The sequence below is a fragment of the Rhodococcus sp. UFZ-B548 genome, from assembly GCF_903819475.1.
GTDB lineage: Bacteria > Actinomycetota > Actinomycetes > Mycobacteriales > Mycobacteriaceae > Rhodococcus_F > Rhodococcus_F erythropolis.
This window is the reverse complement of the sequence record NZ_CAIJDS010000063.1, coordinates 1-17654: the sequence shown is the minus strand read 5'-3', so window position 1 is coordinate 17654 and position 17654 is coordinate 1. Positions and strand designations below refer to the sequence as shown.

The 17654-nt window shown below is 62.8% G+C and carries 18 protein-coding genes and 1 pseudogene; 10 read left to right on the top strand and 9 right to left on the bottom strand.

The window, feature by feature from the left end:
• Positions 1-47 precede the first annotated feature (47 nt).
• Together bioD and H7C86_RS32645 are read right to left on the bottom strand one after the other, a co-directional pair.
• Complete coding sequence (gene bioD, locus H7C86_RS32650; RefSeq protein ID WP_046378689.1) at positions 48-731, bottom strand: dethiobiotin synthase; 684 nt, start codon at positions 729-731, stop codon at positions 48-50.
• The gene (locus H7C86_RS32645) at positions 728-1873 is read right to left on the bottom strand and encodes an 8-amino-7-oxononanoate synthase (RefSeq protein WP_182263058.1); all 1146 of its coding nucleotides are present in this window, start codon (positions 1871-1873) and stop codon (positions 728-730) included. The genes bioD and H7C86_RS32645 overlap by 4 nt, the downstream gene beginning before the upstream one ends.
• A 38-nt stretch (positions 1874-1911) precedes the next feature.
• Here H7C86_RS32645 and H7C86_RS32640 point away from each other — a divergent pair, with 38 nt between their 5' ends.
• From H7C86_RS32640 to H7C86_RS32620, 5 genes are all read left to right on the top strand, one after another.
• Complete coding sequence (locus H7C86_RS32640; RefSeq protein ID WP_020908047.1) at positions 1912-3204, top strand: adenosylmethionine--8-amino-7-oxononanoate transaminase; 1293 nt, start codon at positions 1912-1914, stop codon at positions 3202-3204.
• Between the two features lie 57 nt (positions 3205-3261).
• The gene (gene glgX / locus H7C86_RS32635; protein WP_020908048.1) at positions 3262-5601 is read left to right on the top strand and encodes a glycogen debranching protein GlgX; all 2340 of its coding nucleotides are present in this window, start codon (positions 3262-3264) and stop codon (positions 5599-5601) included.
• Positions 5602-5614: 13 nt separating this feature from the next.
• On the top strand, positions 5615-7972 hold the full coding sequence (gene treY / locus H7C86_RS32630; protein WP_070386476.1) for a malto-oligosyltrehalose synthase: 2358 nt from the start codon (positions 5615-5617) through the stop codon (positions 7970-7972).
• Between the two features lie 94 nt (positions 7973-8066).
• Positions 8067-8879, top strand: coding sequence for a mycofactocin-coupled SDR family oxidoreductase (locus H7C86_RS32625; RefSeq protein WP_046378692.1), 813 nt, complete (start codon positions 8067-8069; stop codon positions 8877-8879).
• 66 nt (positions 8880-8945) lie between these two features.
• Positions 8946-9875 (top strand): NADP-dependent oxidoreductase, encoded by a 930-nt coding sequence (locus tag H7C86_RS32620; RefSeq protein ID WP_046378693.1) that lies wholly within the window; start codon positions 8946-8948, stop codon positions 9873-9875.
• Between the two features lie 6 nt (positions 9876-9881).
• Here the strand turns inward: H7C86_RS32620 and H7C86_RS32615 are convergent, their stop codons facing one another.
• The gene (locus H7C86_RS32615) at positions 9882-10301 is read right to left on the bottom strand and encodes a PaaI family thioesterase (RefSeq protein WP_020908051.1); all 420 of its coding nucleotides are present in this window, start codon (positions 10299-10301) and stop codon (positions 9882-9884) included.
• A gap of 55 nt (positions 10302-10356) precedes the next feature.
• Here H7C86_RS32615 and H7C86_RS32610 point away from each other — a divergent pair, with 55 nt between their 5' ends.
• Complete coding sequence (locus tag H7C86_RS32610; RefSeq protein WP_046378694.1) at positions 10357-10950, top strand: TetR/AcrR family transcriptional regulator; 594 nt, start codon at positions 10357-10359, stop codon at positions 10948-10950.
• A gap of 34 nt (positions 10951-10984) precedes the next feature.
• Here the strand turns inward: H7C86_RS32610 and H7C86_RS32605 are convergent, their stop codons facing one another.
• Positions 10985-11881: a DMT family transporter gene (locus H7C86_RS32605; protein WP_182263057.1), complete on the bottom strand. Its 897-nt coding sequence runs from the start codon at positions 11879-11881 to the stop codon at positions 10985-10987.
• Between the two features lie 83 nt (positions 11882-11964).
• Here H7C86_RS32605 and H7C86_RS32600 point away from each other — a divergent pair, with 83 nt between their 5' ends.
• Complete coding sequence (locus tag H7C86_RS32600; protein WP_182263056.1) at positions 11965-12855, top strand: LysR family transcriptional regulator; 891 nt, start codon at positions 11965-11967, stop codon at positions 12853-12855.
• Position 12856: 1 nt separating this feature from the next.
• On the opposite strand, the gene H7C86_RS32595 is transcribed toward H7C86_RS32600, so the two are convergent.
• Genes H7C86_RS32595 through H7C86_RS32585 form a run of 3 tightly spaced genes read right to left on the bottom strand, consistent with a single transcriptional unit; the run spans position 12857 to position 14146 of the window.
• Positions 12857-13213, bottom strand: a complete 357-nt coding sequence (locus tag H7C86_RS32595; RefSeq protein WP_070386481.1) for a PLD nuclease N-terminal domain-containing protein — start codon at positions 13211-13213, stop codon at positions 12857-12859.
• Positions 13214-13270: 57 nt separating this feature from the next.
• Positions 13271-13894, bottom strand: coding sequence for a TetR/AcrR family transcriptional regulator (locus H7C86_RS32590; protein WP_019748839.1), 624 nt, complete (start codon positions 13892-13894; stop codon positions 13271-13273).
• 57 nt (positions 13895-13951) lie between these two features.
• Positions 13952-14146, bottom strand: coding sequence for a DUF1918 domain-containing protein (locus tag H7C86_RS32585; protein WP_003941743.1), 195 nt, complete (start codon positions 14144-14146; stop codon positions 13952-13954).
• 177 nt (positions 14147-14323) lie between these two features.
• On the opposite strand from H7C86_RS32585, the gene H7C86_RS32580 reads away from it, so the two are divergent.
• From H7C86_RS32580 to H7C86_RS37585, 3 genes are read left to right on the top strand one after another with little or no spacing between them, the layout of a single operon-like run.
• A complete protein-coding gene (locus H7C86_RS32580; protein WP_029255541.1) occupies positions 14324-16336 on the top strand; it encodes an MFS transporter in 2013 nt (670 codons plus the stop codon).
• A gap of 40 nt (positions 16337-16376) precedes the next feature.
• Positions 16377-16967, top strand: coding sequence for a TetR/AcrR family transcriptional regulator (locus H7C86_RS32575; RefSeq protein WP_019748842.1), 591 nt, complete (start codon positions 16377-16379; stop codon positions 16965-16967).
• Complete coding sequence (locus H7C86_RS37585) at positions 16964-17095, top strand: hypothetical protein (protein ID WP_256922339.1); 132 nt, start codon at positions 16964-16966, stop codon at positions 17093-17095. The genes H7C86_RS32575 and H7C86_RS37585 overlap by 4 nt, the downstream gene beginning before the upstream one ends.
• Before the next feature lie 21 nt (positions 17096-17116).
• On the opposite strand, the gene H7C86_RS32570 is transcribed toward H7C86_RS37585, so the two are convergent.
• Both H7C86_RS32570 and H7C86_RS32565 read right to left on the bottom strand, forming a co-directional pair.
• Positions 17117-17530: an arsenate reductase ArsC gene (locus tag H7C86_RS32570; protein WP_182263055.1), complete on the bottom strand. Its 414-nt coding sequence runs from the start codon at positions 17528-17530 to the stop codon at positions 17117-17119.
• A pseudogene (locus H7C86_RS32565) lies at positions 17527-17654 on the bottom strand (arsenical-resistance protein); the annotation flags it as partial. The pseudogene H7C86_RS32565 and the gene H7C86_RS32570, both read right to left, overlap by 4 nt.

Sequence of the window (17654 nt, the reverse complement as noted above, 5' to 3'; positions counted from 1 at the left end):
CCCACTGTGCCTTGGCTATCGATGCAGACAAATCGGATGTTACGGCGTCAGTTGGCCAAAGGAGACTTACCGAGCGCGCCCCAAGCGGTCTGAGCAAACTCTTGGACACTCTCGCTGCCACTTCCCGCAGGCATCAACCCGAGAAGGGGAACACCACTGACCGAGACAAGATCCTCGCGATTGCATCTCTCGGCGAGGTCCGGTTCCTGCGGCCACGAACCGATCACCAACCCGGCGCATTCCACACCGGATGCACCCAGCGCTTCCACGGTCAGAGCGGTGTGATTGAGCGTGCCCAGGCCGGACGCAACCACCAGCACTACCGGTGCTGCCAGAGCTGCGGCGAGATCGCGCGCGGTGAACCCGTCCACCCCCAACCGAACCAACAAGCCGCCGGCACCTTCGATCAGGGTCAAGTCGTGGGTGGTGTCCAGGTCGCGAGCGACTCGGACTACGTCGTCGAGCGCCAACAACGGGAGACCACTTCGACGGGCAGCAGTATCCGGCGCCAAAGGTTCGGGATACCGCGCCAACTCGACCAGCGTCACGCCGCCACCGGTCAGACGCTCGATCTCGGCCAGATCACCCGCACCGTCCACGTCGACGCCGGTCTGGGCCGGTTTGAGCACTGCAACCGACTTGCCCGACTGCAAGGCCACCGATGCCAATGCGGCTGTCACCACTGTTTTTCCGACGTCCGTCGACGTTCCGGTCACCAGGAAAATGCTCATGCTCGGGCACCGACCAAGACGTCGCGCAGTACGAGAGCGATCTGCTCCATCTCGGATGCGGACAGCGTCGCTCGTGCGGTCAGACGCAGCCGTGACGTTCCTTCCGGAACCGACGGCGGGCGGAAGCAACCGACATGCAACCCCTGATCCCGGCACGCCGACGCGGCATCGAACGCCCGTTGCGGATCGCCGAGAACGACCGAGACGACAGCAGATTCAGGCGACGGTGCACCGGTGACGTCGGCGAGTTCGGATGCCCGGGCCAGGACGTCGAGCGCTCGCGTCGGCTCGCGCTGGAGTACGGCGAGTGCAGCTCTGGCCGCCCCGACAGCGGCGGGAGCGAGACCGGTGTCGAAGATGAACGTTCTTGCCGCGTCGATGAGATGCGCGCGAATCTTGTTGTCGCCGAGTACAACTCCGCCCTGACTGGCGAGCGACTTGGACAGCGTTGCCGTCACGACGACGTCAGGTTCACCCGCCAGGCCCGACTCGTGGACGAGTCCACGTCCACCGGCACCGCGCACACCGATGCCATGCGCCTCGTCGACCAGCAGGATCGCCCCGTACTCGCGGCAAACCTGATGCATCTCCCGCAGCGGCGCGAGGTCTCCGTCGGCGCTGAAGACCGAATCCGTGACGACCAGCGCTCTCTCTTCCACTCTGCTGCGCAACGTGTCGGCGAGAAAGCTCACGTCCGAATGCGGAGCTACCGCAACCCGGGCACGTGACAGGCGGCAGGCATCCACGAGTGAGGCATGCGATCCCGCATCGGAGACGATCAACGATCCGGGACCCGAGAGCGCCGTCACCGCGCCGAGATTGGCTGTGTAGCCGGAAGAGAAGACCAGTCCGGAGTCCGCCCCGACGAACTCGGCCAGTTCGACTTCGAGCAGTTCGTGTTCGGTGGTGGTGCCGGTGACCAGACGCGAACCCGTGGCGCCCGCGCCCCAACGGCGCAGAGCCGCCGTTGCACCCTCGATCACGTCGGGGTGCCGCACGAGTCCGAGGTAATCGTTCGACGCCAGGTCGATCAACGGGGAGTCGACCGTGCGAGGACGGAGTTCGCGGCGCAGTCCAGCGGCCCTACGGTCCGCTTCGACGGCAGTGAGCCAATTCAGCGAGGTGTTCACTTTTCCGACCATACTTGAACACCGTTCAACTCAATGGTTAGGGTGCATCCGTGCTCACAACTGGACTTGATCCCCATGACGTCTCCGCCATCGATGCCGATGTCCTCTGGCATCCGTACGGATCATTTCCCGCGTCGACTCGTCCGCTGATCGTCGACTCTGCCCAGGGGGCTACCCTCACGCTCTCCGACGGCCGCCGATTGGTCGACGGAATGAGCTCGTGGTGGGCCGCCATTCACGGCTACCGCAATCCCGTGCTCGACACTGCTGCTGCACGGCAGCTGGGCAAGATGAGTCATGTCATGTTCGGCGGACTGACGCACGAACCCGCCGCTCGCCTCGGGCGACTGCTCGTCGACATCACACCACCTCACCTCGACAAGGTGTTCCTCTCCGACTCCGGTTCGGTGGCCGTCGAAGTAGCAGTCAAGATGTGCCTGCAGTACTGGCGGAGCCTCGGAAAACCGTCGAAGAATCGTTTGATGACCTGGCGCGGTGGATATCACGGCGACACATTCACCCCCATGAGCGTCTGCGACCCCGACGGCGGCATGCACTCTCTCTGGACCGACGTCCTTCGCCCTCAGGTCTTCGCGCAGACTCCCCCGGCGGACTATCTCCCCGAATACGTGCAGGAGTTGGAAACGCTGCTGGCCGAGCATCACGAGGACCTCGCCGCGGTGATCGTCGAACCCGTAGTCCAAGGCGCCGGCGGAATGCGTTTCCACGACCCCGCGTACCTGATCGACCTACGTAACCTCTGCGACAAATACCAAGTCCTCCTGGTCTTCGACGAGATCGCGACCGGATTCGGACGCACCGGTGAACTGTTCGCCGCCGATCATGCCGGCGTCAGTCCCGACGTCATGTGCGTCGGCAAGGCACTGACCGGCGGGTACATGAGTCTGGCGGCAACGCTGTGCACCACGGAGATCGCAGAGACCATCACTGCCGGCGAGGGCGGCGGACTGATGCACGGCCCCACCTTCATGGGCAATCCACTCGCGTGCGCTGTCGCGGTCGCGTCGACCGAACTTCTGCTCGCAATGGACTGGCGGCGTGACGTCGCAACCCTCGAACGTGGCCTCACTCGCGGCCTCGCCGAAGCCGTCACAATTCCCGGGGTGGTGGACGTTCGAGTCAAAGGCGGAATCGGGGTGATCGAACTCGAGCAGCCGGTCGAGATGCAGAGCGCCACCGATGCGGCCGTCGACGCCGGGGTCTGGCTTCGACCGTTCCGCAACCTCGTGTACGCGATGCCTCCGTACCTGTGTTCGGACGCGGAGGTGGAACAGATCACAGCCGGAATGCTTGCAACCGCCCGCAGCCAGGCGAAACGGTGATCAGCGGCGTAGACAGTCGACAAGATTCGATCGGCTGCACCCGATAGGGTCTGATTCATGGATCAACCGCCGAGCGCGCCCTCAGCCACTCCCATCCCGGTATGGCCTGGCAGTGCGTACCCACTCGGTGCCACCTACGACGGCGCGGGGACCAATTTCTCGCTCTTCTCCGAGGTCGCCGAAGCCGTCGAACTGTGCCTGATCGCCAAGGACGGCACCGAAACCCGCATTCGGATGGACGAGGTCGACGGTTACGTCTGGCATGCGTACCTTCCGTCCGTGTCCCCCGGCCAGCGATACGGCTACCGCGTGCACGGGCCGTACGATCCGGCTGCAGGTCTGCGCTGCGATCCGAGCAAACTCCTGCTGGACCCGTACGGAAAAGCGTTCGACGGAGACTTCGACGGAGACCGTTCACTGTTCTCGTACGACGTCGAGTCGGCGGCGGACCCCGAACCTGCTGGAGACGACGAAACTCCTGCCGTGGAGCCGGAAGAAGCCACCGACGAAACGAGTTCGGAAGCCGAATCGGGCGAGGTGGGCCTCGAAGACGAGTCACCCACGGACGATCAGGAATCGGACGAGAGCCTCGACCCAGAACCCTTCGATCCCGAACCGCTCGTCGACGAACCCGCTACCATCCCTTTCCCCCAACATGATTCGCTCGGTCACACGATGTCGACCGTCGTCATCAATCCGTTCTTCGACTGGGCATCCGACCGCTCGCCGAAGCGTCCGTACCACGAGACGGTCATCTACGAAGCGCACGTCAAGGGTATGACCGCGACGCACCCCGGAGTTCCGGAGGAATTGCGCGGCACTTACGCCGGACTCGCGCATCCGGTGATCATCGAGCACCTCACCAATCTGGGTGTCACGGCGATCGAACTGATGCCGGTCCATCAGTTCATGCACGACCAGGTGCTGCTCGATCAGGGACTGCGAAACTACTGGGGCTACAACACCTTCGGCTTTCTTGCTCCGCACACCGACTACTCCTCGGCCGCCAAACCCGATGCGGCCGTGGCGGAATTCAAGGCAATGGTGCGCAGTTTCCACCAGGCGGGTATCGAGGTGATCCTCGACGTGGTCTACAACCACACCGCCGAGGGCAACCACATGGGGCCGACCATCAGCTTCCGCGGAATCGACAACGCCGCCTACTACCGACTGGTAGACGGCGACGAAGCGCACTACATGGACTACACCGGAACGGGCAACAGCCTCAATGCCCGTCATCCGCACACCCTGCAATTGATCATGGACTCGCTGCGGTACTGGGTCACCGAAATGCATGTCGACGGTTTCCGCTTCGACCTGGCCTCGACACTCGCCCGTGAACTGCACGACGTGGACCGCCTTTCCGCCTTCTTCGATCTGGTGCAACAGGATCCGATCGTCAGTCAGGTGAAACTGATCGCCGAACCGTGGGACGTCGGCGAAGGCGGTTACCAGGTCGGCAACTTCCCAGGCCTGTGGACCGAATGGAACGGCAAGTACCGCGATACCGTCCGCGACTACTGGCGTGGTGAGCCGGCAACGCTGGGCGAGTTCGCTTCCCGCCTCACCGGATCCTCGGATCTCTACGAGGCGACCGGACGTCGCCCCGGCGCGAGCATCAATTTTGTCATCGCTCACGACGGTTTCACCCTGCACGACCTCGTCTCGTACAACGAGAAGCACAACGAAGCCAACGGCGAGAACAACAACGACGGCGAATCGCACAACCGATCCTGGAACTGCGGCGTCGAAGGCCCCACAGACGACCCCGAAATCCTCGAACTGCGTGGACGTCAGAGCCGAAACATCCTGGCTACGCTGATGCTCAGCCAGGGCACCCCGATGCTTGCTCACGGCGACGAGATGGGCCGAACTCAGCAGGGTAACAACAACGTTTACTGCCAGGATTCGGAACTGTCATGGATGGATTGGACTCTCGCGGAAACCAATGCGGACCTCGTCGAGTTCACCAAGCGCGCAATTGCCTTGCGCGCCAAGAACCCGGTCTTCCGGCGTCGTCGATTCTTCGAGGGCCGACCCATTCGAAGTGGCGATCAGGGCCGAGACATCGCCTGGCTCACGCCGTCGGGCGAGGAGATGACTCCGGCCGACTGGGACAGCGGTTTCGGTAAGTCGTTGGCCGTCTTTCTCAACGGCGACGCGATCCCGGAACCGAACTACCGCGGCGAGCGTGTCACGGGAGATTCGTTCCTCCTGTGTTTCAACGCTCACTACGAAGATCTCGAATTCTCCACCCCCAACGCGGACTACGCGTCGGAGTGGACCGTCGTACTCGACACCTCGGTCCCCACTGGTGAGAGCGATACCGTGATCAAGGCCGGAACAACATTGGATGTAAAAGCGCGAGCATTGACGGTACTTCGCAGAACCGCCTGAGGGAGACGTGCACATGGCCCCGATAACCAGCACCTACCGACTGCAGTTGCGACCGGATGCATTCACTCTTCGTGATGCGGCCGCACAGGTGGACTACTTCGAGGCATTGGGGGTCTCACATCTTTATCTCTCCCCCATCCTCACTGCGACGTCCGGGTCGACGCACGGCTACGACGTCACCGATCCGACGACCGTGTCCGAAGGACTTGGTGGCCGCGAGGCTTTGGTGGAGCTATCGCGCGCGGTTCGATCACGTGGGATGGGCCTGATCGTCGATCTGGTCCCCAACCATGTCGGTGTCGCCAAACCTCGCGAAAATGCTTGGTGGTGGGACGTTCTCACGCACGGGCAGTCGTCGGAGTACGCGGACTTCTTCGACATCGACTGGGCAGACGACAACGGGGCCAACGGCAAACTCTCGCTCCCGGTGCTGGGCAGCCAGGACGATCTCGACGCACTGACTGTCGAGAAGGATGGTGAGGAAACACTTCTCGCGTTCTACGAGCACCGCTTCCCTGTCGCCTCCGGCACCGAATTCGGATCTCCACAGGAGGTCCACTCCAGGCAGTCGTACCGACTCGTACCGTGGAACGCCGGAATCATCAACTACCGACGGTTCTTTGCCGTCAACGAACTCGCTGCACTGCGCCAAGAGGACCCCAAAGTCTTCGAACTCTGCCATCGGCAATTGAAGTCGTGGGTCGACGAAGGACTGATCGACGGCGTTCGCATCGATCACCCGGACGGACTCGCCGATCCGGCGGAGTACCTTTGTCGCCTGCGGGAACTGATCGGACCAGATCAGTGGCTCGTGATCGAAAAGATCCTCGGCCATACGGAACCACTCGATCCGCTGCTCCCGATCGACGGCACTACCGGATACGACGCACTCAATCAACTGGGCGGCATTTTCGTCGATCCCGCCGCCGAACTCGAATTGACCGAACTCTCGGCAGATCTGACCGGCGACGACGGGGACAGTACGTGGTTGCATCACACCGAACGTCAGTTCAAACGCGACACCGGGCGCGGTGACCTTGCACCCGAGGTTCGCAGACTCGTGCGCGCAATCCGACGCGAAACCGGAAGTCGTTGCAGCGAGACCGAACTGAACGACGCAGTCGTCGTCGCGATCGCTCGGATGCCGGTCTATCGATCCGACTACAGTCCCCTCGCCGGTTTGGCCGCTCGCATCGTCGGCGACATGCACGAATTGGCGCCCGGGCATGAAGCGGCGTTCAACGTGCTGGCGCAATCCTTGGTGAACGGCTGTGAAGCGGCGGTTCGCTTCCAGCAGGTGTGCGGCGCCGTCATGGCTAAGTCCGTCGAAGATCGACTCTTCTATCGGACGGCGCGACTGGTCTCACGTCAGGAAGTCGGCGGCAACCCGGCATCACTTGCCGTCTCCGTCGCCGAATTCCATCTCCACAACGCGGACCGAGCGAAGCGGTGGCCGCGGGCGATGACGAGTCTGTCCACTCACGACACCAAACGCGGCGAGGACGTGCGGGCACGGATCGGTGTTGTGTCTCAGGTGCCGACCCTGTGGTCCCGGCTGATTCGCGAGTGGGAAAACGTGTGCCCCAGCCCTGATCCGCTTACCGGATTGTTCCTGTGGCAGAACATCATCGGTGTGTGGCCGGCGGACAGCCGCTCGGCAGCCTCGGTTCCAGAGCTGCGCGAGCGTTTACACGCCTATGCGGAGAAAGCCGTCCGCGAGTCCGGCGCCAGGACTTCCTGGAACGATCCGGACGTCGGCTTCGAGTCGGCAGTGCACCGCTGGATCGACGAGGTGTTCGACGGACCTGTCGCTGATTCGGTCAGCGAATTCGTCGGCCGGATCGCGCGTCACGGCTGGGCGGACTCTCTGGGCCAAAAGCTGCTCCAACTCCTCGGGCCCGGAGTTCCCGACGTCTACCAGGGCACGGAGCTGTGGGAGGACTCGCTGGTCGACCCGGACAACCGGCGCGTTGTCGACTACGGAACGAGGCGATCACTGCTCGAATCCGGCGCCGCGCCGATCGACGCGACAGGAACCGCAAAGTTGCACCTCGTTCGCACGGCACTGACACTGCGGCGGGAGAACCCCTCGTGGTTCGATCACGGTGAGTACCGGCCCATCTTCGCTTCAGGTTCCGGATCCGGTCATCTGGTCGGCTTCTCGCGCGGCCCGGCAGGTGATCCGCCCATGGTCGTTGCTCTGGCGACGCGACATTCGCTCGGACTCTCGTCGCACGGCTGGCGAGACACACGAATCGACCTTCCCGAAGGCGAATGGCTCGACGCACTGAGCGGACAACCCGTCACGTCCGCAGATGCGCGCGATGTCTTCGCCGACGGACCATGTGCCCTGTTGACCAGGGTGTGCTGAGCGGTTTCCGCTGACTGGACATTCACCCCCGAAAAGAACTTCGTCGCGCTAACTTCCGAAGAGCAGATCGTCACCACTATTCGGAGGTTTGAGCATGACTGCCAATCGATACACCGGAAAAGTTGCCTTCATCACCGGAGCAGCCCGCGGTCAGGGGCGGGCGGAAGCTGTCCGGCTGGCAGAAGAGGGCGCAGACATCATCGCCGTCGACGCGTGTGTTCAATTCGAATCCACGTCTTACGCCGGCGCCACCGAAGACGACCTGGCCGAGACAGTCGAACTGGTCAAGGCTCTGGACCGACGAATTGTCGCTACCAAGACCGACGTCCGCGACTTCTCTGCGCTGACCGCGGCGCTCGATGCCGGCATCGACGAACTGGGGCGCCTCGACGTCGTCGTCGCGAACGCCGGAATCTGTTCTGCCAACATGTCCTGGGAAATCACGCCCGAGCAGTGGCAGGAAACGCTCGACGTCAACCTGACCGGCGTCTTTCACACCGCCAAGGCAGCGATCCCGCACCTGATCAAGCAAGGCACCGGTGGCTCGATCATCTTCACCAGCTCCGTCGCCGGCCTGCGTGGGCTCCCCTTCCTCGGCCACTACGTCGCGAGCAAACACGGCATCACCGGTCTGGCCAAGACGATGGCCTCGGAATTGGGGCAGTACAACATTCGGGTCAACACCATCCACCCGCACGGCGTGGAAACCGGAATGCAGATGACGGACATGCGGCCGCTCATCGACGCCAACGCTCACACCCTCGGTCCGATCTTCATGCAGACCTTGCCAGACCCGGTCAGCCAGCCGGAGGACATCGCCGCAGCCGTCGCGTTCCTCGGTTCCGACGAGGCCCATCACATCACCGGCATCGCGATGCCGCTCGATCTGGGCACCCTGATCCGCTGATCGAATCTTCTCGAGTTTTTCCCGTCCTCGGGGAATATCGCTTCCCCGAGGACGGTTGCGCGAGACATGACCAAAACTGTTGTAGCGCAGACGTACGGCACGCCCGAGGTCCTGGAGCTGGTGGACATCGATTTACCGGCACCGAAATCAGGCGAAGTCCTGGTCGACGTGAAGGCGATCGGCGTCAATCCCTTCGACTTCAAGCTCTACAGCGGTGCTTTCGGCACTGATCCCGAGAAACTTCCGATCCGCCTCGGCGGCGAGGCAGCGGGCGTCGTCTCGGCGGTCGGCGACGGCGTTACCGGTGTTGCAGTCGGCGACGAGGTGATCGTCAGCCCCGGCAACGGTCTTTACGCCGAACAGGTAGTCGTTCCGGTCTCCTCGATCACCGCGAAGCCCGCCGGCATCAGCTGGGAACAGGCGGCCGGACTCCTTCTCGTCGGCGGAACTGCAGTCGACGCCCTCGACACCATTCGCGTCGGCTCCGGGGACACCGTCCTCATCCACGGCGCGTCCGGTGGCGTCGGCGCTATTGCGGTTCAGCTCGCCGCAGCACGCGGTGCCACCGTGATCGGCACTGCGGGAGCATCGAATCAGGACTACGTGCGCTCGCTCGGCGCCACGCCGGTGCTCTACGGCGAGGGCCTCGAAGCCCGCGTTCGTGAACTCGCACCGAACGGTGTCGACGCCGCTTTCGACACCGCCGGAACTGACGAAGCCGTCGATACATCTCTGGCGTTGGTCACCGACAAGAGCCGTATCGTCACCATCGTCGCGTTCGGACGCGCCCAGACCGACGGCTTCGAGTCTGTCGGCGGAGGCAATCCGGCAAGTGCCGAAGCACGTTTGAAGGCTCGCTCCGAACTGGTCGAACAAGCCGGGTCCGGACACCTCACCGTGAAGATCGCCAAGACCTTCCCGCTCGCAGACGTCGCACTCGCTCACACCGAGTTGCAGAGTTCACATCCCGCCGGGAAGTTCATCCTCATTCCCTGAGGTTCCCTAAGCCTGAACGGCGAGTGGAACCAAGAGGGTAGTGCCGAACGCGACGAGCACGGATTCGCCTTCGCGTTCGGCATGTACCTCGGCAGTGACGAACACCTGCTTGCGCCCAGCCTTGACCGAGCGTGCCGTGGCGACGAATGCCGTTCCGACTCCCGGGCTCACGAAATTGACCGCGCAGTTGGACGCCGCCACGACACCAACCTGTGTAAAGGCAGCAAATCCGCACGCAGTGTCGATAAGTCCCGCCACAAGCGCAGCGTGCAAGTGTCCCGAGTACTGGCCGAGATCCTCACGCCATTCGAGCCGCAGGCAGACACGTCCTGGTTCGGCCTCCGTCACTTCGAATCCGGCCCACCGGTTGAAGGCCGCCGAGGCGTTGACTGCGCGCAACTGTTCCAGCATTTCCGAATTTTCCATGTAGACCAGTCTACATAGATTGTGGTGGATCGCTGGGGTGTTTAAGCTCCAACTCGTGGCGACTCCCCCGAAACACCGCGAAGCACTGGTACGAGCTGCAGCCGATCTGTTTCGCCGCCAGGGGTATGCGGCTACGGGGCTCAACGAGATCCTCAAGTCGAGTGGCGCCCCGAAAGGTTCGCTCTACCACTACTTTCCCGGCGGCAAAGAGCAGATCGGCGAAGAGGTCGTCCGCGTCGGCGGGCAGTTGGTCACCGACACTCTGACCGAACTCGCCGACAACCACCCGGACGCCGGAGCACTGCTGCGCGAGTATGCGCGGCTGCTCGCTGGATGGGTGAGCGATTCGGACTTCCACGAAGGCTCGCCGATCACGACGGTGTTGTTGGAACTTGCCCCCGATTCGGAGAGCGTGACAGCCGCAGGACAGGCGGTCTACCGACAGTGGACTTCGCTACTGCGCGACTCACTGATCGAGTCCGGTGTCGCACGCACTCGAGCGGAACGGCTTGCCGTCCTGGCAGTGTCCGCACTCGAGGGTTCGCTGGTGCGGGCTCGCGTCGAACGATCAGGTCAGCCGATCCTCGATTCACTCGGCGAGGTCGCCGACGTGTTCGACGGAGCAATCGCTTCGGCGGCCGCGCACTGAGCCGACACACCCTGAGCGAACGGCACTCTCGGTCTCATGAAGGCGCTGAAAGGTACGTTCGCTCGGAATCGGAGGGTGGGCCTGCCGGCTTCCCGCCACCACCCCGAGCACCACCGCGGGCCGCGCCGATCCCCGCGACGACGACGCATGCGATACCTGCCACCGCCAGCAAACTCGGAACCTGTTGCAGCACAACAAGACCGATGAGCTGCGCGAAAGCGGGTTCGAGACTCATCAGCGTGCCGAATGCTGCCGTCGACAGCCGCCGTAGCGAGACCATCTCCAGAACGAACGGCACGACGGGCAGCAAGATCGCAAGTCCGAGGCCCACGAGAACCAGGTGCGGGGTCAGCCGCCCAATGGCCGAGTGGCCCACGGCAATTGTCGCGGCCAACCCGGCAACCGCCATCGACACCGCCAGCCCGTTGATACCGGCAACCTCGTCGCCGATCCGCTGGGTGAGCAGTATGTACATCGCCCAGCAGAGCGCCGCGCCAAGTGTGTACGCCACACCGACCAGATCGACTGTCCCTGCCCACGGTTCGGTGAGAAGGACTACGCCCACGCCTGCCAGAACCGGCCACAGAACGCGGCCACGCCCCCGGAGCAAAGCAACCGTCAGCGGACCCAAGAACTCCAGCGCGCTTGCCGTTCCCAGAGGAAGACGCTCGACGGCCGCCATGAACAACAGCGTCATTCCGGCGGTGACCACACCCAGGACCACGCAGGCCAGAAACGCTTTGCGAGTGAACGCGGAGGGACGGGGCCTGACGATGATCAGAAGAATGATGCCCGCCCAGGCGAGACGTATCCACGCTGCTCCGTCTGCTCCGAGCTGATCGATCAGACCCACCGACACGGCGAGCCCGAGCTGCACGCACAACATCGCCAGAACAGCCAGGCCCACTCCGGCCCGCGCTTTCGTATCCATAGCTGAATTGAACGGGACGCCAACCGTTCGTGTCCACGCGATTTTGACCTACATTATGTTCACGATTAGTGAATGATCGAACGATGGAAACCCGTCGACTCCATCTCCTCCTCGAACTCTCCCGCTTGGGTTCCATGCGCGCGGTCGCCGAAGCTCACAACCTCACGACATCGACAGTGTCCCAACAGCTCGCGGCTTTGACCGCGGAAACCGGTACTGCATTGATCGAACCGGAAGGCCGACGCGTTCGCCTCACACCTGCCGGTCAACGACTCGCCGATCATGCGGTCACCATCCTGGCAGCCGTCGATGCAGCACGCCTGGACCTCGATCCGACCGCCGAACCGGAGGGGACACTGAGAGTCGGCGGATTCGCTACTGCCGTCAGAACCGCGATGCTCCCCGTCGCCCTGAGCCTGCAACACAGCCATCCACAGGTAGACGCGGTGATCTGCGAGTACGAACCGGCCGAGGCTTTTGCCCTACTCGAACGAGACGACCTGGACCTCGCGCTGACGTACGACTACAACCTCGCCCCCGCATCCCCGAGCTCGTTACTCGAAGCACTACCGCTCTGGTCGACGCCGTGGGGATTATGCGTTCCCGACAACGCCCACACACCCGACGAGTCCACGAAATCCGGGATCGATCTGCGTGCCTTCGCAGACACACCATGGATAGTGAACTCGCGAAATACAGCCGACGAGCGGGCCGTGCGAACCCTCGCGTCACTGGCTGGATTCACCCCTCGGATCACTCACCAGATCGACAGTCTCGACTTGGTCGAACTCTTGATCCTCAGTGGTTACGGCGTGGGGCTGATGCCACTCGAACGCAAGACCCGCGAAGGCGTACGCGTCGTGCCGCTGACCGATCCGCCTGTCATCCTCACCGCCTATGCGGTGACGCGTCGCGGCCGATCGTCGTGGCCGCCGCTTCGGCTCGTGCTGGACCGCCTCACGGCCTACCGATAACTCAAATCCGATCAGCGTCGCCGTCGTGGCGCTGCTGCTTGGCAATTCGACGCTGCTCTTCCGCCCGCTCGCGGCACTGACGCAAGAATGCTTCGTCCGCCGCCGGATCCTGCGCAACGGCGCGTCCCGGACGCTCGTATTCGCCGTAACCGGTTGGGCCGACGTAACCGCGGGGCGCGTTCTGTCCGCGCCCGACCACCAGCCACAGAACGGACCCCAAGGTGGGAAGGAAGATGATGATCAGAATCCAGACGACCTTGGGTAGGTACTGGATGTAGGCGTCATCTCTCGTGATGGCGTCGACGATGCAGAAAATCCACAGCAACATCGTGATGAGGCCGAACAAGGCATAGGGCACGCTGGCGATTCCTCCCGAGAATAAAAAACCCTCGCCATGCTAACGAAAACAGACCGATTAGTACATTAGATTCTGCCGAATGTTGAACTCGAGCCATCCTCGGTATGCATCGACATCCCATCCACTGACCCGACGCAATTGCTGATGAAGCTGAGGCGAGACGAAAGCGGCAAGTATGCCCGCGGCTTTCTCGAGCGAAATCTCGGGCCTCAACAATCCATGCTCGGACAGACCCTCGGCTATCGACATCGCATTGACGGCCGACTGATCCGACGATTCCTCGGACAGTCGCCGCATGTCGGCATCCGCACCTGACGATTCGACCGCGACCATCATCAGAGCGCCGGCACGTTCGAGCAGTCCGATGCCCTGTGCCACGATCTGGGAGACGATCCGGCGAACGTCATCGGGGTCCGAGGCCAGGTTCGGCGCGCCGAGTGGAACCTCGTCGGCATCGAGCGCCGCGGCGAGGGCCGCTTCGAAGATCTCGAGCTTCCCGCCCGGGAAGGCTGTGAACACCGTCCGATTGGCGACGCCGGCCGAGTCGGCAATCTGTTTGACGGTGGCACTGACGTATCCGTCTCGGACAAACAAGGTCGTCGCCGCATCACGAATGAGTTCACGCGTTCGCTGTGCGGAAGCTTCACGCACGCGGGAGTGGTACTGGCGTCTGCCCTCCATTGCGCACACTTTAGCCGCATTCGATGCAACGGCCATGCATGGAAAGAATCGTGCAGTTCAGGAGCCTTTTCCGGGGTGATCTATCCAGCCGTCGCTACCGGGAAACACCAACGCCTCGTGCCCGTTGTCGTACCTGACCAGATAGGGCGGCCCTCCGTCCTCCCCGTGGACTTCAAGGACCTCGGCAGTTACCTCCGCCTGCCCAACCACGCGTCCCTGGACATGGAGACGGTCACCCACTTCGGCATGCATCACTCCTCCTCGCTGCCCGCTCGCGCGGGCGCAGACCAACCACTGACGTTGTTCCCGCGATACCGACTTGGAAACCCTGGGCAGGTTGCCGTCGTGAGGAATCGCATATTCACCGAAGGTGACAGCGAGGGTGAACAGTGGTTCACTCATGGGTGAATTCCCGTTCACCACCGCCGCGTGAAGGACCCTCTCTTGGCATTGCACTCGTCTCCGACCACTCGCCGTTCAAGTCGGCTCATCACCGCAATTCTCTGTCTTTCCGGCACCGTGGTCGCGCTGCAGCAAACGATGGTCATTCCGTTGTTGCCCGATTTCCCGAAAATCCTCGGCGTCAGCGCTGACGACGCCTCCTGGCTCGTCACCGTCACACTCCTCACGAGCGCCGTCGCCACTCCGATCGTCTCCCGCCTGGCAGACATGTTCGGAAAACGACGCATGATGCTGATCTCGATGACGATGATCGTGGTCGGATCACTGGTCGCGGCGATCGGCGGCAACTTTGTCGCCCTGCTGATCGGACGTGGCCTCCAGGGCTTCGCGATCTCGATGATCCCCGTCGGAATCAGCATCATGCGCGACGAACTGCCCAAGGAGAAGGTGGCGTCGGCAACAGCCTTGATGAGTGCCACTCTCGGAATCGGCAGCGCACTCGGGCTCCCCCTGTCCGGGTTGATCTTCGAGCATCTAGGCTGGCCCGCCATCTTCTGGCTCTCGGCAATCGTGGGCGTCCTGTTGATCATCGCGGTAGCCGCCGTCGTCCCGGAATCGAGTGTTCGCACCCGCGGCAAATTCGACTTCCTCGGCGCGGTCATGCTCTCGACAGCACTCACGGCGATCCTCCTCGCCATCTCCAAGGGCGCCCGTTGGGGATGGACGAGCGAACTGACATTGCTCATGTTCGTCATCGGAATCGTGACGCTCGCACTGTGGTTCCCGTACGAACTTCGCGTCACCCAGCCGATGGTCGACTTGCGAACGTCGGCCAAGCGGCCCGTTCTCCTGACCAACGTCGCCTCGATCCTCGTCGGCTTCTCGATGTATGCGAACAACCTCTCCACCACTCAACAACTCCAGATGCCGAAGATCTCCGGCTACGGCTTCGAACTGGGAGTGATGGCGGCCGGACTGTGCATGATTCCGGCAGGCCTCGCGATGGTCTTCTTCGCTCCCGTCTCCGCGAACATCACGAAGCGATTCGGAGCCAAGATCACCCTGATCGTCGGCGGCACTGTGCTCGCGCTCGCCTACATCGCGCGCGTGTTCCTGACCGGCTCGATAGCACTGATCATCATCAGCGCGGCGGTGGTCAGCATCGGAACTGCAATCGCCTACTCCGCGATGCCGATGCTGATCATGCGATCGGTTCCGATCACCGAAACCGCGTCCGCAAACGGCCTCAATTCGCTGCTCCGCTCAGTCGGTACGTCCACATCCAGCGCAGTGGTTGCCGCCATGCTCACCTCGATGGTCATCCCGTCCGGGCCGGGCGAGGGCCTTCCGTCGATCGACGCCTTCAAGAACATCTTCTGGCTGGCCGCCCTCGCCGCCGTGGCTGCTGCCGCTGCCGCTGCGTTCATTCCTCGCCGCGGCGCAAAACCGGAAACGGCGCTTCGCCCGGTGACCCCGGAAGGGTTCGAGCTTCCCGACGCCGCCGTGTCCGAAACGGAAATTGTGGTTGCCGGTCGGGTGGTCCGAGCCGACAGCCGACCGATCCGGCAGGCTGTTGTCACCGTGATGGACATGGAGGGGCGACCGATCGACTGGAGTCGCGCCGACAACGAGGGCAACTTCTCCCTCGCACTACCCCGGCCCGGACGGTACTTGGTGGTGACGAGTGCCGACGGCTGGTCCCCTCGGTCGCAGGTGATCGCTTTCGACAGCGCGCAATCGACGCACACCGTCGAACTCGGTGACCGCCTCACCATCTCCGGCAAGGTCGGAGTCGACGGCCGAACAACCTCGGGAACCGTCGTCACACTCACGAAACCGACCGGCGAATTCGTCGCATCCACCGTCACCGACGGAACCGGGCACTACGGAATCGCACTCCCGACATCCGGCCGGTACATCCTGACCGCGCTGACCGAGAGTGGACACGGCACATTGGCTCGTCAGATAGCGGTCATCGCGCAGTCCACCGTCGTCGACTTCGACGTACCCGTCGATGCCGAGCCGTTGACGACAGTATGAGCAACCAAACGCATGGCAATCGGGTATCGAGGCGAGCGGCATGAGCAGCGGTGAAGCCAGCATCCTCACAGCAGCGAAAGCCTTGTTCGCGGAACGAGGTTACGCATCGACGACCATCAAGGACATCGCGGTCGCAGCCGGTTACTCCCCTGCCCTGGTCATGAAGATCTACGGCAGCAAAGCTCGGTTGTATTCGGCTGCGATCCCGTCCGCACCTCCGATGGACGAGGATCCCAATGCCGACGCCACCGGAAACATCGGCTGTCAACTGGTCGAGAAACTTGTCGCTCGTAGAGAATCCGACGAAACCGATCCGTGGGCAATGCTCGCAGTACACGTTCACGAGGCGCCAGATCCGGACGCCGCCCGGGCAGAGATCAAGGAACGATACGTTCACGGGATCGCACGACGCATCGGCGACACCGAGCCCGGTTTGGTTCGCAGCCAGGTCGTCGTCTCACTGTTGCTCGGACTTGCCACCGGCATGCGGACGCTCGAACTCCTCGGTGAGGATTCGTTGTCGTCGAAGGACCTGATCCGGCGCTACGGAAGTCTGATTCAAACAGTCGTCGACGAAATCGAACCGGTATCCGAGCACGAATCGGACATCAGTGGGACGGTGGAGGAATGACTACCTACCGATACCTCGACGCCGATCGAAACCTCCTCGAAGAGAAAGATTTCGAAACCGAGCAGGACGCACAGGAATACCGACTCTCGGTCCTCGGTGCCGAACACATCGAGCCCGCCGACGAATGATCCTCTCGATTCCCCGATCGGTCAGGGAGACTTCGCGGCAGTGGTGAGTTCAGCGATCAAGGCTTGAACGCGACGCTCGATTTCGTCACGGATCGGGCGAACCGCTTCGAGGCCCTGTCCGGCCGGATCGTCGAGAACCCAGTCTCGGTAGCTCTTGCCGGGGAAGATCGGGCACGTGTCGCCGCAGCCCATGGTGATGACGACATCCGAATCCTGGACGGCGTCAACGGTGAGGATCTTCGGAGACTGAGCTGAGATATCGATACCGCGCTCTGCCATCGCCTCGACCGCTGCCGAATTGACGGTCTCGGCGGGTGCGGATCCGGCGGAACGGACCTCGATGGCGTCGCCTGCGAGATGGCTCAGGAATCCCGCGGCCATCTGAGATCGGCCGGCATTGTGGACGCAGATGAACAACACCGATGGTTTGCTCATGGCCTCGCTCTTTCTCGACTGGATGAAACCTCTTTGACTGCAAAGCGTTTGCGTAGAGCAAGGGAGACATAGACCAGCCCGACGAGCACCGGTACCTCGATCAGCGGGCCGACAACACCGGCAA